Genomic DNA, 12,813 nt, shown 5'->3' with positions numbered 1-12,813 from the left:
CTCCGCGTTTTTACCTAACGGTACTGACGCCTGTACGCGTCTTTCTTTGGGCGAAAGATCGGGTAGCGGCATGCCTTGTTGCGCCCAGCGGGGCGTGTCACGGTGTCATTGGAAAGCCGGAGGGAACAGAGTCTCAGTACGGCCTGGTTTCGATGTGATCCGGCTCTTCGCAGGCGTTGAGGTCGTTTTACCTGGGGAAATCGGAGAACATCGTGAGTAGCCCAACGGAAATTACACCCTCCATTTCGGTCCGCCTATTCGGATCATTCGAAGTGCGCCGGGACGGCGTGGCGCTCACCGCCGCCGATATGGGGGGATGCAAACCCCGGCACATACTGGAAATTCTGCTGCTGAACCTTGGCACGCCCGTGTCCAAGACCCACCTGATCGATCTTCTCTGGGGCGCCGGCGCGAGCGATGGCTCCGTGGCAACGCTCGAGAGCTATATCAGCGGCATCCGGCGCGCCATCCAGCCGGGCCAGACCAAGACCGGTCCGCTCCGCACGGCTAATAGTGGCTACGTCCTGGACCCCACCCTCGTGGATCTGGATTTGTTCCGGTTCCGTGGACTGGTCCGCGACGCCGGTGAGCTGCCTCCGGATGAGGCGTACCCTCTGATGCTCGAGGCCCTGGGGATTTCCGCCGAGCCGCTGCTCGGGTTCGAGCTTGCCTCTGACTGGGCGGAAGAGGCGCGGGCACGCCATGCAGCCGAGAAGGTGGCGCTGCAAATCCTCGCGGCTGAGACGGCGGCCCTGTTGAACAAACCGGACGACGCCGTCAACTTGGTCCAGGCTGCCATTCGGGCGGAACCCCTGAACGAGCGGGCCTGGACGGTGCTGGTGACAGCCTATGAACAGGCCGGCCTGCCGGCGGAAGGCCTGGCGGCGTACGACCGCTGCCGCAGGCTCTTTGATCGAGACCTTGGCTGCACCCCCGGCCCGGCCCTGCAAGCGGCTCATCTGCGGCTTCTGCAGCAGCGTGCGGAAAGCAATTCCGAACTCTCCGAGGTATTGGCGGCGCTGCTCTATCTGGGTGAGCGGTTGAACGGGCCCAAGAGCCGGCAGCTGCCGGCTGCGGAGTCGCGGCGTATGCATGAGAACGCCGGGCGGGTGCTTGATTCATTCCTCCAGCGCGTCCGGGCCGCGGTCTGACGCCCGCATCCGCCTCTCCGGCGGGCGGGCAGGGCCAACTCGATGGCACGAATGGCCGCCCCCGCGGGGACGCGGAGTTAGCTTGGTCACGTGGCCGGGATTCTCGGGAAATTCCGCCGCGCCGGGCCTCATACTGGGAATGACCCTGGCGGGCCGTCCCACCGCCGGGTGTGAGGAGGGCCCATGGAAACCTTGAAAAATGTCGTCACGAACGAGTACTTCCCCGCAGCTGCAGTGCTGTCCGGGGTCATCCTGTTCTGGATCCTGGGCCTCTTCGGCGGACTCTCCCTGCTGAGCACCCGCCAGTCCCCGGTGACCACCCTGACCTGGATGATGTTCGTCTATGCCGCAGCGGTACTGTCGCCCCTGGCCGGGCTCGTCGCCGCCGTCGACCTCATCCGTCGGTGGCTGCAGAACCGGCAGACGAGCGCGGCGGAATCCGCCTAACCCTCCCCGCCCGGCCGGCTCCCCGCTCGGCCAGCCCACCGCGCAGCCGGCGCCCCACGCAGCCCCTAGCGGACGCGGGTCCATGCCGCCGGGCGACGTTCGCTACTCGAAGCGGGACGGATCGCCCATGCCGCGCCGAACGATTTCCGCGACGCCGCTGGAGTAGTCGATCACCGTGGTTGGCTCAGCACCGCAGTCGCCGGAATCGATCACGGCATCCACTACGTGGTCCAAGCGCTCCTTGATCTCCCAGCCCTGCGTAAGCGGCTCTTCCTCATCCGGAAGCAGCAGCGTGCTTGACAGCAGCGGTTCGCCGAGCTCGGCAAGAAGTGCCTGGACCACATGGTTGTCCGGGATGCGCACGCCGACTGTTTTCTTCTTCGGGTGCAGCAGCCGTTTGGGGACCTCCCGGGTGGCGGGCAGGATGAAGGTGTAGCTGCCTGGCGTGACGGCCTTGATGCTGCGGAAAACGTCGTTGTCGATCTGGACCAACTGGCCCAACTGGGCGAAGTCCTTGCAGACGAGCGTGAAGTGGTGCTTGTCGCCCAGATGCCGGATGGCCCGGATCCTGTCCAGGGCCTCCCGATTTCCCAGCTGCGCGCCCAGCGCATAGCAGGAATCGGTGGGGTAGGCGATCAGGCCACCTGTTCCACGATCTCCACTGCCTGGAGGATGGAACGCGGCTGGGGGTTCTCGGGGTGCACATCGAAGTATCTCGCCATGCCACGAGCTTACGCCCGACGGCGGACAGGGCACTTACCGTGCCGCCCATCCGGCAGCGCCGAATTCCGCAGCCGCGCAGGACCGACGGATTATTGTGCACAGACAGTTCTGTCTGGTAACTTCGATCCCGGTATAGACAGTTCTGTCTATCTGGCCTCCGCGCCCGGGCTGGAAAACGTCACCGGCCGATACATTGCCAACAGCACCCCAAGAAGTCATCAAAACGCAGTTACAGCCGCCGATACTGACCGTCGCTGGCAGGTCAGCACGGCTCTGGCGGGTCTCGAATCCGATTCTGAAAGAAGCACAAACCTTCCATGACTCCACACCGCACCCTCGTCGTCGTAGCCCACCCTGACCTGGAAAATTCGCGGATCACCGCGCAGCTCACCGCAGCCATCAAGGACGTGGAACACGTCACCGTCCATAATCTCGCCGCCGCCTACCCGGACCGGCGCGTGGACGCCGCCCGGGAGCAGGAGCTCCTGCGCGGGCACGACACCATCGTGTTGCAGTTCCCCTGGCACTGGTACTCCGTTCCCGGCGTGCTGAAGGAGTGGATGGACCAAGTCCTCACCTACGGCTTCGCCTACGGTTCCGGCGGGGATGCTTTGCACGGCAAGCGGCTGCAACTCGTCATTTCAACCGGCGGCCCGGAATCGTCCTACACGCCCGCGGGGCACAACCGCTTCACCATGGCCGAGCTATTGCGCCCCCTGGAAGCCACCGCGCACCTCTGCGGCTTGGACATGGCCCAACCGCTCGTCCTGCACTCGGCACCGCGGGTCGCCGCCGATGAACTCGATCGTCACGCTGCCCGGTACCGCGAACTTCTGGCTCCGGCGGCAGTCGCCGGTCGTTAGTCATCCTCCCGGCGCGTCAGCCCGCGGTCAGACGGCCTGGGCGGCGAAGCGGAGGGCAACCGCGGCGCCCCTGACTACTTCGACGGCCACGTTGTACGCTCACAGCTGTTCGTCGTGGTGGATCCGTTCGTCGAGTTGCCGCAGCGGCTCCCCGCTGCCGCTCCACTGCTGCGCGATGAACTCCGCGGCGATGGACACGGCCGTTTCCTCCGGCGTGCGGGCGCCCAGATCCAGGCCCACGGGACTGTGGAGCCTGGACAATTCGGTCTCGCCCAGTCCCGCCTCGCGGAGCCGTGCAATCCGGTCCTCGTGCGTGCGCCGGGATCCCATTGCGCCGATAAAGGCCACGGGGCTGCCGCGCAGGGCCACCTCAAGGACGGGGATATCGAACTTCGGGTCGTGGGTCAGGACGCACAGCACGGTCCTGGAATCCAGCAGCCCTTGGGCGAACTGGCCGCTCAGGTACCGGTGCGGCCACGCGTTGACCACCTCGGCGGCGTCGGGGAATCTCGCGGGCGTGGCGAAAACCGACCGCGCATCACAGACGGTCACCCGGTAGCCCAGGAAAGCGCCCAGCCGGGCCAGCGCCGCGGCGAAGTCAATGGCGCCGAAGACGATCATGCGTGGCGGCGGCGCGTAGCTGGTGAAGAAGATGCGCATGCCGGTGTCGAGCCGCTCGCCGTCAACGCCGTAGTTCAGGATGCCCGTCCGGCCGGCGGCGAGAAGGCCCTGGGTGTCGTCGCCAACGGCGCGATTGCTCCGGTCCGAGCCCAGGTCGCCTTCACATCCTTCCGGCCGGACGATGAGGTGCCGCCCCACGCGATCGGCATCCGGGTGTTCGATTACCGTGGCGACCCCCACGCGGCGCCCGTCGGCGATGTCCTGCGCGACGGCGTCGAGTTCGGCAAAGCGGCGCTGGGAGACAGGTTCAACGAAGATGTCGATAATTCCACCGCAGGTCAGGCCCACAGCGTAAGCGTCGTCGTCGCTGATCCCGTATCGCACCAGCGCCGGCTCGCCGTCGTCTTTGACCTGGGTGGCGAGCTCGTACACGGCACCCTCGACGCAGCCGCCGGAGACGGAGCCCACGGCCTCGCCGTCGGCCGTCACCAACATTGCCGCCCCGGCGAGCCGTGGCGCCGATTTGAAAGTACTCACGACGGTGGCCAGGCCCGCCGTGGCACCCCTCCGCCAGTCAGGCAACATGGCCGCCAGGACATCGCGCATCGGCGCTCCTCAGAGCCTGCCGCACAGCCGGAGCAGCCGCAACGCTGAACGCCGGCCGGCCCAGTAGGCGATGCACGCCACCACGGCGACAACCCCGAGGACTTTCGCCGGGCTGGCCAGCTGCTCCGCCGCGATTCCCTTGGCCAGGCCCAACGCATCAAGGCTGCCGCCCGGCGCGGCCGAAGCCGGGACCGGCTCCGGCGCGGCCGAAGCCGGCACGGGTTCCGGGACAGCCGCCGGGACCGGCTCCGATGGTGCTTCAGGGATGGGAGGTGCTCCCTCTGTGAGCATGGCCTGCAGGTTATTCGCGAAGAGGGACATCATCTGTTCCGTGACGCTCCCGATCACCCCTTTGCCCATAGCCGCGGCCTTGCCGGACAGCGCGAGATCTGCGCTGACGGACCCCCGTGTGGCCGCGCCGTCTTCGGCCAGCGTCAGGGTGACGGTGGCCTCGGCGGTTCCCTGTCCGCGGGTCTCCTGGGCCTTACCGCCAAGGACGGCGCGGTGTTCCGAGGCGTTTCTTTCAATGACGTTCAGCAGACCCTTGTACTGCATCGTAACCGGGCCGAGCTTTACCGTCATGCCCACTTGGTAGGCGTCGTCGGAGAGCTTGTTCAGGATCTTGGCCCCGGGAAGGCAACCGGCCACCCTTTCAAAGTCCATCAGCGTGTCCCACACCCGGCTTATCGGTGCAACCACCGAAAAGGTGCTGTCAATTTGCATGAGCTGGTTCCTTGCCTCTCGCTCGTCCGTGCCTCTGGCCTGATTGCGGGCCGTCACCCCGAATTGCGGCCGCCAGCTCTGCCAAAGCCCTGTAGCTGTGGCCGCTGACGAATGCGTCGCAATAGGGCAGTGCCGCAGCCATGCCGCCCACCAGGGGCTGGTACTGCGGCGCCGCCTTGCGCGGATTTACCCAGATGATCCTGTGGGCGAGCCGGCGCAGGCGGGCCATTTGCGCCGCGACCTGTTCCGGATCCTCGTAGGCCCAGCCGTCCGAAAAAACCACCACCACAGCGCCACGCGCCAGTCCGCGGCGGCCGTGCTCGTCGACGAAGCGCCGGAGGCATTCGGCGATCCGGGTTCCGCTGGCCCAGTCCGGCGCGGAGACAGCAGCGCGGGCCAGAGCCTGGTCCGGATCGCGCAGGGCCAGTTGCCGCGTAAGCCTGGTCAGCCTCGTGGAGAAGACGAAGGCTTCGGCCCCGGCCACGGTCACGGCGCCCTGCAGCAGGGATACAAAGACCTGGGCGTAGGGTTCCATCGAGCCGGAAACATCGCACAGCAGCACCAGTTTGCGGCGCTGCTCGCGTCGACGGGCGTACAGCAACAGTGGGGCGTCTGTACCGGAGCGCCGGGCAGCGCGCACTGTCGCCCGGACGTCCAGGCTCGCTGTGCTGTGTGCAGAGGTGCGTGTGCGACGGCTCAGGCGGAGCGGCGTCGCCAGCTGCAGCGCCGCAGCCAGCCGCCGCACCTCACCTACTTCATCGGCAGAAAGCTCGGCAAAGGAGGTCTCATGCAGATGTTCGTCCGCGGATACCATGGCAAGGACGGCCTCCCGATCGGCGCGGCGGCCCTCCGCGGAGCTGTCCCGGCCGGGGGAGGCCACGCCCGGAGGCCGGTGCGTGCCGGCGGCCGGGCCCGCCTCCCGGGCCCCCGGCGCCGCGGGCCTGGTCCGCGGCTCCGGTGCGGGCGGCGGCGCTGCCGCGCGGGCCACACTGCCCGGTTGAGCGGTTTCGGCATTCGCCCGGAACACGGCTGCGAAGACGGCATCAAACAGGGGCACCTGTTCGCGCGCGGACACGAGCACCACGCGGCAGGTCCAGTAGAGCTGCTCAAGCTGGGTCGGGGGGATCAGGTGGAGCGCCTCGGCCAACCGTGCGGCCCGGTCCGGCGACGTAGCAAGACCGGCCCTCCGGATTGCCGTGACGAACGCGGCGGACAATGCTGCTGCCTCGACCCGTGGCGGCCGCTCGGGTGCGGCGCTGTTGTTTTCAGCCATCGGTGCCGTCCACGAGCCAGGCTGCGCCGCGGGAGCCGACGAGTTGAAGATCATCGCGGTTCTTGACGATGGAGCCCCACGTTTGCTCGGTGATGCCGGGGTCGATCCGTTCGACCCCGAGCACTGACAAGGCCGAGACCCAGTCGATTGCCTCGGATATGCCCGGAGGCTTGGCGAGGTCCAGCGTCCGCAGCCGGGTTATGACGGCCGCGGCCTGGAGCGCCAACGGGCCGCTGCTGGCGGGAACCCGGCGGCGCACGATCTCGGCGATCCGGGCCGGTCCGGGGTAGTCGATCCAGTGGTACAGGCAGCGGCGGGTCAAGGCGTCATGAAGGTCCCGCGTCCGGTTGGAAGTAAGGATCACGATGGGGGGATGGGTGGCGCGGATTGTGCCCAGCTCCGGGATGGTGACGGCGGATTCAGCCAGCAGTTCAAAGGTGAAGGCCTCGAATTCGGCGTCGGCGCGGTCGATCTCGTCCAGGAGCAGCACGGCAGGCCGCGGGCCGGGATGTTCCAGCGCCTGCAGGAGCGGGCGCCGCAGAAGGTACTGGGGGGCGAAGAGGTCAGTTTCCGTCACCCCGGTGTCACGCACTTCGGCCAGCCGGATGCCGAGCAGCTGGCGCTGATGGTTCCATTCGTAGAGGGCTTCGCCGGCGTCGATACCCTCGTAGCATTGCAGCCGGTACAGCGGCGTGTCCAGGAGTTCGGCCAGCGCCTTGGCCGCCTCCGTTTTCCCGACCCCCGCCTCGCCTTCGAGCAGGATGGGCTGCGGTAGCCGGACAGCCAGGAACAGGGCCGTTGCCAGTCCGACGTCGGCCAGGTAGTTGGTGCCGTCCAGCGCGGCCATCAGCGAGCCCACGTCCGGGACCCGGCGCCGCACGTCCTCCTCCGCCCCGGCCCGCGCCGCCGTCGTCATACGGCCCCCTGCAGGCCGTCAAGCAGGCGCCTGTAATCTTCTTCGGTGTCCACGTCCAGGGGGACGGGACCGGGTGTGCGGACCTCCACGACGTCGTCCGCCCGCAGTTCAAGGAGCTTCCAGACTGCTTTGTCCCCGTGCAGGGCGGCAAGGTCCGGCAGCAGGTGCCGGGCAAAAGCCAGGGGGTGGCCCACGCCATCGTCGTAGTGGCACACCGCGATGCCGGCCGGGCCAGCACCGGTGCCGGCGGAAGGGGCGCCCGAACCCGTCCGCGGGAGGGCGTCGAGCACGGCCTGGACGCTCGTGGCCCGGACACCGGGCTGGTCGCCGAGCAACAGGACCACGGCTTCGGTGTCCGGATGCAGGGCGGCGAGCGCCGTGGCGATCGAGGACGTGCACCCTTCGCCGAAGTCCGGGTTGAGCACCACCTCGCAGCAGCTGGTGTCGACGGTGCGCTCTACCTCGGCCGCCGCTCCGCCCAGGACCAGCACCGTCTGGCCGAAGGCGCATTCGCGGGCAGTCGCCAAGACGGCATCGAGCAGGACTCCCGTGCCGTAGGGCAGGAGCTGTTTGGGCCGGCCCAAACGCCGCGACGCACCCGCGGCCAGGATGATTCCCGCGGTCCGGGGCTCAGGGGTTCCGGCCGCCCGCAGCGGCTCAGGCGGTTGATCAGACGGCCAGGGCATAGCGCTCCGGATCTTTGCGGAAGGCGGCCCGGCAGCCGGGCGAGCAGAAGTAGACGGTGATCCCGTTGTGTTCCACGTGCAGGGACGACTCGAGGGCCGGGACGGACATGCCGCACACCGGGTCGACCGCGCTCGCAGGCCCTGACTCCGCAGGCCCTGACTCCGCAGGCCCTGAGTCCGCCGGCCCTGAGTCCGTGGGCGCCTCCATCCGTGTGGGCGCGGCGGCCGCTGCCGCCGCAAGGGGCGGGGCAGCGCGCCGCGCTTTGGACCGTTCCCCAACCAGCTGGGCCAGGATTGAAAGGGCGATCTCCCCGGGGGTCCTAGCACCGAGCTGCAGCCCGGCCGGCGTGAAAACCCGCCGCTGCAGGGCGTCGTCGACGTCGAGGGATCCCAGGACGGCGGCGCCGCGGGTTTCGCTGGCTACGAGGGCAACGTAGGGGACACCCGCGCGCAGGGCCGCCTCCAGCGCACCCTCCTCCGCTTTACCGTGCGAGGCGACAATCAATGCAGCGTCATCGCCGCGGGGATCGGCGGATTCGCCGTCCGTGAGTTCGACTTCGAGCCCGACGCCGGAACCGAGCGTCGCCAGGGCCTGCGCCACCGGCGTCGTACCCACCACCAGGACACGGGGCGCCGGAATCCGCGGCTGGAGGAAAATCTCGATCGCCCCGCCGCTGAGGCAGGGGTTGGAGACCTCGACGGCGCCTTCCTCCGCCGTGCGGGACGGTTCTCCGGGCAGCACCCGCAACAGGAGGGGCTCCTGGGAGGCCAGAACCTGCAGGCTGTACTCGCGCACCGATGCCTCGACACAGTTCCCGCCCACAAAGCCCTGGATCTCTCCGGTGGGCAGCACCAAGGCCGTGTCCCCGGCGTGGGCGCTCGTGGGACGCTGGGCGCGGACCACCGTGGCGTGGACGAACGGCTCGCGGCGGCTGGCGAGCTCATCGGCCCTGGCGGCCAGGGATCCTGCGGTGCTGGCCATCAGATCGGTGGCCTGGCCCGGCCCTGCATGGCCGCCCAGACGCGGGCCGGGGTGCAGGGCATGTCCACATGGGTGACGCCGAACGGCGCCAGGGCGTCGACAATGGCGTTGACGATCGCCGGCGGGGACCCGACTGTGGCGGACTCGCCGATGCCCTTCGCCCCGATCGGGTGGTGCGGGGACGGGGTGACAGTGAATCCGGTCTCCCAGTCCGGCACCTCCATGGCCGTGGGGATCAGGTAGTCCATGAAGGACCCGGCGAGGCAGTTGCCGGCCTCGTCGAACTCGATGATCTCCATCAGGGCCATGCCGACACCGTCCGTCAGGCCGCCGTGCACCTGGCCTTCGATGATCATCGGGTTGATCCTGGTGCCACAGTCATCCACCGCGATGAAGCGCCGCACCTTGACCTGACCCGTGCCGGGGTCGACGTCGACGACGCAGATGTAGGCGCCGAACGGGAAGGTGAGGTTCGGCGGGTCGTAGGTGACCTCGGCGTCCAAGTTGCCGTCCACGCCCTCGGGCAAGGCAACAGTGCCATGGGCGCCCATGGCGATCTCGGCGATGGTCTTGCCGACGCTGGGGTCGCCCTTGACGAACCAGCGGCCCTTTTCCCACTCGAGGTCCTCGGGGCGGGTCTCAAGCATGGCCCCGGCGATCAGCTTCGCCTTCTCGCGCACCTTCCGGGCCACGAGGGCCACGGCGCCGCCGCTGACCGGCGTCGAACGGCTGCCATACGTGCCCAACCCGAACGGGGTCTGGTCCGTGTCCCCGTGCACCACCTCGATGTCCTCCGGCGGGATGCCGAGTTCCTCGGCCACGATCTGGGCGAAGGTGGTCTCGTGGCCCTGGCCCTGGCTCTGCACCGAGATGCGCACCACGGCCTTGCCGGTGGGGTGCACGCGCAGCTCGGCGCCGTCGGCCATGCCGAGGCCCACAATGTCGAAGTGCTTCCGGGGACCGGCTCCCACTACTTCCGTGAAGAAGGACACCCCGATGCCCATGAGTTCCCCGCGCTCGCGCTTTTCGGCCTGCTCGCGACGGAGGTCCTCGTACCCGGCGAGCTGCATCGAGAGCCGCATGGCGGCCTCGTAGTTGCCCGAGTCGTAGACCCAGCCGGTCTTGTTGGCGTAGGGGAACTGCTCCGGCTTGATGAAGTTCTTGAGCCGCAACTCTGCCGGGTCCATGTTCAGTTTGCGGGCCAGGACGTCCACCATCCGCTCCACGAGGTAGACGGCCTCGGTGACCCGGAACGAGCAAGCGTAGGCGACCCCGCCGGGCGCCTTGTTGGTATAGACGCCGGTGACCGAGCAGTGGGCGGCCAGCAGGTCGTAGCTGCCGGTGAAGATGGAGAAGAATCCGGCCGGGTTCTTGGTGGGCTGGGCGGTGGCGTTGAACGCGCCGTGGTCGGCCAGCACGTGGGTGCGCAGGGCAAGGATCTTCCCCTCCTTGGTCGCCGCGATTTCGCCCTGCATGATGTAGTCGCGGGCGAACGAGGTCGACATCAGGTTCTCGGAGCGGTCCTCCACCCATTTGACCGGGCGGCCGGAGACGATCGAGCCGACGACAGCGAGGATGTAGCCGGGGTAGATCCCGACCTTGTTGCCGAAGCCGCCGCCGATGTCGGGGGAGACAATCCGGATCTTGTGCTCGGGGATGCCGGCGACGATCGCGAACAGGGTCCGGTGCACGTGCGGGGCCTGGGTGGTCTCGTAGAGCGTCAGTCTGCCGTTGACGGCGTCGAAGTCGGCGACGGCGCCGCATGTCTCCATCGGTGCGGGGTGGACCCGCGGGTACACCACCTCCTGGCTGACCACGACATCGGCGGAGGCGAACACCGCATCGGTTTCGGCTTTGTCGCCAATCTCCCAGTCGAAGATCCGGTTGTCCGTCCGGCCCTCGATCTCGTCGCGGATCACCGGTGCGTCCGGGTCAAGCGCCTTGCGGGCGTCCACCAGCGGGGGAAGGACATCGTATTCGACGTCGATTAGCTCCAGGGCGTCCCGGGCAGCGTAACGGTCCTCGGCCACGACAAACGCGACTTCTTGGCCCTGGAACCGGACTTTGTCGGTCACCAGCACGGCCTGGACGTCCGCGGAGAGAGTCGGTGCCCACGCCAGCTTCAGGCCTAGGAGGTCCTTGCCGGTGATGACTGCCACGACTTTAGGGTGCGCCAGGGCGTTGGTGGTATCGATGGACACGAGCCGGGCGTGCGCCACCGGAGCGCGCAGGATGGCGCCGTGCAGCATCCCCGGCAGCACGATGTCATCCAGGTAGTGGCCCTGGCCGCGCACGAAGCGCGGGTCTTCCTTCCGCTGGATGCGGCCGTAGCCGATCGGGCGGTCCTCGTCGCCGGCGGCCGGGTTTGACGGCCGGTCATGGATGACAGTCATGCCTTCACCTCCGTGTCCGCTGCGTCCTCCAGGCCGGGGCCGGCTGGATGGGCGGCGGCCCACTGTACCGAACGGACAATTGTGGCGTAGCCCGTGCACCGGCAGATCTGCCCGGAAATGGCCTGCCGGATCTCGGTGTCGTCCGGGTGCGGATTCTTATCAAGGAGCGCGCGGGCCGTGAGCATCATCCCCGGGGTGCAGAAGCCGCATTGCAGCCCGTGCTCCTCCATGAAGCCCTGCTGGACCGGGTCGAGGGTGCCGCCGGTGGCCAGTCCCTCGACGGTGCGGATGTCGTGCCCCGCGGCCATGGCGGCCAGGACGGTGCAGGATTTCACGGGCTGTCCGTCCATCAGGACCACACACGTCCCGCAGTTGCTCGTGTCGCATCCCCAGTGCGTACCAGTGAGGCCCAGGACCTCGCGGATGTAATGGACCAGAAGCACCCGGGGCTCAATCTCGCTCGTGACGTCGGTGCCGTTAACGGTCATGCTTATCTGCATCGGCTTCAGCCTTCCTGCATCTGGGCGGCGCGGTCACAGGCCCGCCGCAGCGCCCTTTTGGTGAGCTCATCGGCGAGATGCCGCTTATAGTCGACCGGGCCGCGCTGGTCCGCCACCGGATCGCAGGCCGCCGCTGCCAGTGTGCCGGCCCGCGCGAACAGCTCCTCGTCTGGACGCCTGCCCCGGAGCACGGCGGCGGCCTCGGCCAGCGGGTGGTCAAGGCCCAGCGCCGTGAGTCCGACGGCGGCGTCGTCGACGGTCCCGTCCGCGGCGAGGGTGACTGCCGCGCCAGCGGCACCGACTGCCCAGTCCCCGACCCGGCGTTCGACCTTTTCATAGGCGCTGCCCGAGCGGGGGCGGATGCCGAACCTGAGTTCGCAGAGCAGTTCATCCTGCCCGACCGCGGTTTCATAAGGTCCGCGGTGGAACTCGGACATGGACAGAATGCGCTCGCCGCGTGGCCCGCGGATCACTGCCTCGGCGGCCAGGACATCACAAACGGTGGAGAGGTCCTCGGCGGGGTCGGCCTGGCAGAGCGAGCCGCCGATCGTGCCGCGGTTGCGCACCACGGGGTCCGCGATCACCAATTCGGCGTCCCGCACTATGGGGAACAGCGCGGCGACCTCATCCGACTCCAGCAAGGTGGTGTGGCGTGTCATGGCGCCGACCCTTAGCTTGTTGCCGTCACGGAGGATGAAATCGAGCTCGTAGAGGTCATTGATGTCGATCAGCCATTCGGGCCGGGAGAGGCGAAGCTTCATCATCGGCAGGAGGCTGTGGCCGCCCGCCACCACCCGGGATTCGGGGCCGTAGCGGGCGAGGAGTTCCAGGGCATTGTCCACGGTAGTGGCGCGCACATAGTCAAATGGAGCCGGAATCTGCATAGTCCCTACCTCACTCCGAACGGGCCGGCGGCGGGGTGCAGCGGC

At 68.2% G+C, this 12,813-nt stretch carries 12 protein-coding genes and 1 pseudogene; 3 read left to right on the top strand and 10 right to left on the bottom strand.

The features are described 5' to 3' along the window. Positions 1-212 precede the first annotated feature (212 nt). Both BLQ10_RS10930 and BLQ10_RS10925 read left to right on the top strand, forming a co-directional pair. Entirely contained in the window at positions 213-1,151 is a 939-nt protein-coding gene (locus BLQ10_RS10930) for an AfsR/SARP family transcriptional regulator (RefSeq protein WP_254785512.1), read from the top strand. Positions 1,152-1,334: 183 nt separating this feature from the next. Then, positions 1,335-1,598, top strand: a complete 264-nt coding sequence (locus tag BLQ10_RS10925; protein ID WP_091561777.1) for a hypothetical protein — start codon at positions 1,335-1,337, stop codon at positions 1,596-1,598. Positions 1,599-1,700: 102 nt separating this feature from the next. Here BLQ10_RS10925 and BLQ10_RS10920 read toward each other — a convergent pair. Further along, a pseudogene (locus BLQ10_RS10920) lies at positions 1,701-2,320 on the bottom strand (L-threonylcarbamoyladenylate synthase). 318 nt (positions 2,321-2,638) lie between these two features. On the opposite strand from BLQ10_RS10920, the gene BLQ10_RS10915 reads away from it, so the two are divergent. Beyond that, positions 2,639-3,184, top strand: coding sequence for an NAD(P)H-dependent oxidoreductase (locus BLQ10_RS10915; protein ID WP_091561774.1), 546 nt, complete (start codon positions 2,639-2,641; stop codon positions 3,182-3,184). A 99-nt stretch (positions 3,185-3,283) separates the two neighbouring features. Here the strand turns inward: BLQ10_RS10915 and BLQ10_RS10910 are convergent, their stop codons facing one another. The 9 genes from BLQ10_RS10910 to BLQ10_RS10870 are packed head-to-tail and all read right to left on the bottom strand — an operon-like array spanning position 3,284 to position 12,768. Continuing rightward, positions 3,284-4,411, bottom strand: coding sequence for an XdhC family protein (locus tag BLQ10_RS10910; protein ID WP_091561771.1), 1,128 nt, complete (start codon positions 4,409-4,411; stop codon positions 3,284-3,286). 9 nt (positions 4,412-4,420) lie between these two features. Further along, the gene (locus tag BLQ10_RS10905; RefSeq protein WP_091561769.1) at positions 4,421-5,134 is read right to left on the bottom strand and encodes an SRPBCC family protein; all 714 of its coding nucleotides are present in this window, start codon (positions 5,132-5,134) and stop codon (positions 4,421-4,423) included. After that, positions 5,124-6,407 carry a vWA domain-containing protein gene (locus tag BLQ10_RS10900; RefSeq protein ID WP_091561767.1) on the bottom strand — a complete coding sequence of 428 codons (1,284 nt, stop codon included), beginning with the start codon at positions 6,405-6,407 and terminating at the stop codon, positions 5,124-5,126. The genes BLQ10_RS10905 and BLQ10_RS10900 overlap by 11 nt, the downstream gene beginning before the upstream one ends. Beyond that, positions 6,400-7,323, bottom strand: a complete 924-nt coding sequence (locus tag BLQ10_RS10895; RefSeq protein WP_175558573.1) for an AAA family ATPase — start codon at positions 7,321-7,323, stop codon at positions 6,400-6,402. Before BLQ10_RS10895 ends, BLQ10_RS10900 begins: the two co-directional genes overlap by 8 nt. Beyond that, positions 7,320-8,009 carry a nucleotidyltransferase family protein gene (locus tag BLQ10_RS10890; protein WP_091561764.1) on the bottom strand — a complete coding sequence of 230 codons (690 nt, stop codon included), beginning with the start codon at positions 8,007-8,009 and terminating at the stop codon, positions 7,320-7,322. Before BLQ10_RS10890 ends, BLQ10_RS10895 begins: the two co-directional genes overlap by 4 nt. Next, the gene (locus BLQ10_RS10885) at positions 7,993-8,991 is read right to left on the bottom strand and encodes an XdhC family protein (protein WP_091561762.1); all 999 of its coding nucleotides are present in this window, start codon (positions 8,989-8,991) and stop codon (positions 7,993-7,995) included. Before BLQ10_RS10885 ends, BLQ10_RS10890 begins: the two co-directional genes overlap by 17 nt. Beyond that, positions 8,991-11,384 carry an aerobic carbon-monoxide dehydrogenase large subunit gene (locus BLQ10_RS10880; protein WP_091561760.1) on the bottom strand — a complete coding sequence of 798 codons (2,394 nt, stop codon included), beginning with the start codon at positions 11,382-11,384 and terminating at the stop codon, positions 8,991-8,993. Before BLQ10_RS10880 ends, BLQ10_RS10885 begins: the two co-directional genes overlap by 1 nt. Further along, a complete protein-coding gene (locus tag BLQ10_RS10875) occupies positions 11,381-11,884 on the bottom strand; it encodes a (2Fe-2S)-binding protein (RefSeq protein ID WP_091561758.1) in 504 nt (167 codons plus the stop codon). Before BLQ10_RS10875 ends, BLQ10_RS10880 begins: the two co-directional genes overlap by 4 nt. 5 nt (positions 11,885-11,889) lie before the next feature. After that, complete coding sequence (locus tag BLQ10_RS10870; RefSeq protein WP_091561755.1) at positions 11,890-12,768, bottom strand: FAD binding domain-containing protein; 879 nt, start codon at positions 12,766-12,768, stop codon at positions 11,890-11,892. Positions 12,769-12,813 lie beyond the last annotated feature (45 nt).

The sequence above is a fragment of the Arthrobacter sp. ok362 genome, from assembly GCF_900102785.1.
GTDB lineage: Bacteria > Actinomycetota > Actinomycetes > Actinomycetales > Micrococcaceae > Arthrobacter.
The sequence above is the reverse complement of the archived record's forward strand: the minus strand, read 5'-3'. Positions and strand labels throughout refer to the sequence as shown.

What these genes read in the sequence shown, in the direction of transcription:
- BLQ10_RS10910 (WP_091561771.1), bottom strand. Translation starts at nt 4,411, where the DNA reads ATGCGCGATGTCCTGGCGGCCATGTTGCCTGACTGGCGGAGGGGTGCC.
- BLQ10_RS10875 (WP_091561758.1), bottom strand. Translation starts at nt 11,884, where the DNA reads ATGCAGATAAGCATGACCGTTAACGGCACCGACGTCACGAGCGAGATT.
- BLQ10_RS10880 (WP_091561760.1), bottom strand. Translation starts at nt 11,384, where the DNA reads ATGACTGTCATCCATGACCGGCCGTCAAACCCGGCCGCCGGCGACGAG.
- BLQ10_RS10925 (WP_091561777.1), top strand. Translation starts at nt 1,335, where the DNA reads ATGGAAACCTTGAAAAATGTCGTCACGAACGAGTACTTCCCCGCAGCT.
- BLQ10_RS10915 (WP_091561774.1), top strand. Translation starts at nt 2,639, where the DNA reads ATGACTCCACACCGCACCCTCGTCGTCGTAGCCCACCCTGACCTGGAA.
- BLQ10_RS10885 (WP_091561762.1), bottom strand. Translation starts at nt 8,991, where the DNA reads ATGGCCAGCACCGCAGGATCCCTGGCCGCCAGGGCCGATGAGCTCGCC.
- BLQ10_RS10895 (WP_175558573.1), bottom strand. Translation starts at nt 7,323, where the DNA reads ATGACGACGGCGGCGCGGGCCGGGGCGGAGGAGGACGTGCGGCGCCGG.
- BLQ10_RS10905 (WP_091561769.1), bottom strand. Translation starts at nt 5,134, where the DNA reads ATGCAAATTGACAGCACCTTTTCGGTGGTTGCACCGATAAGCCGGGTG.
- BLQ10_RS10870 (WP_091561755.1), bottom strand. Translation starts at nt 12,768, where the DNA reads ATGCAGATTCCGGCTCCATTTGACTATGTGCGCGCCACTACCGTGGAC.
- BLQ10_RS10900 (WP_091561767.1), bottom strand. Translation starts at nt 6,407, where the DNA reads ATGGCTGAAAACAACAGCGCCGCACCCGAGCGGCCGCCACGGGTCGAG.
- BLQ10_RS10890 (WP_091561764.1), bottom strand. Translation starts at nt 8,009, where the DNA reads ATGCCCTGGCCGTCTGATCAACCGCCTGAGCCGCTGCGGGCGGCCGGA.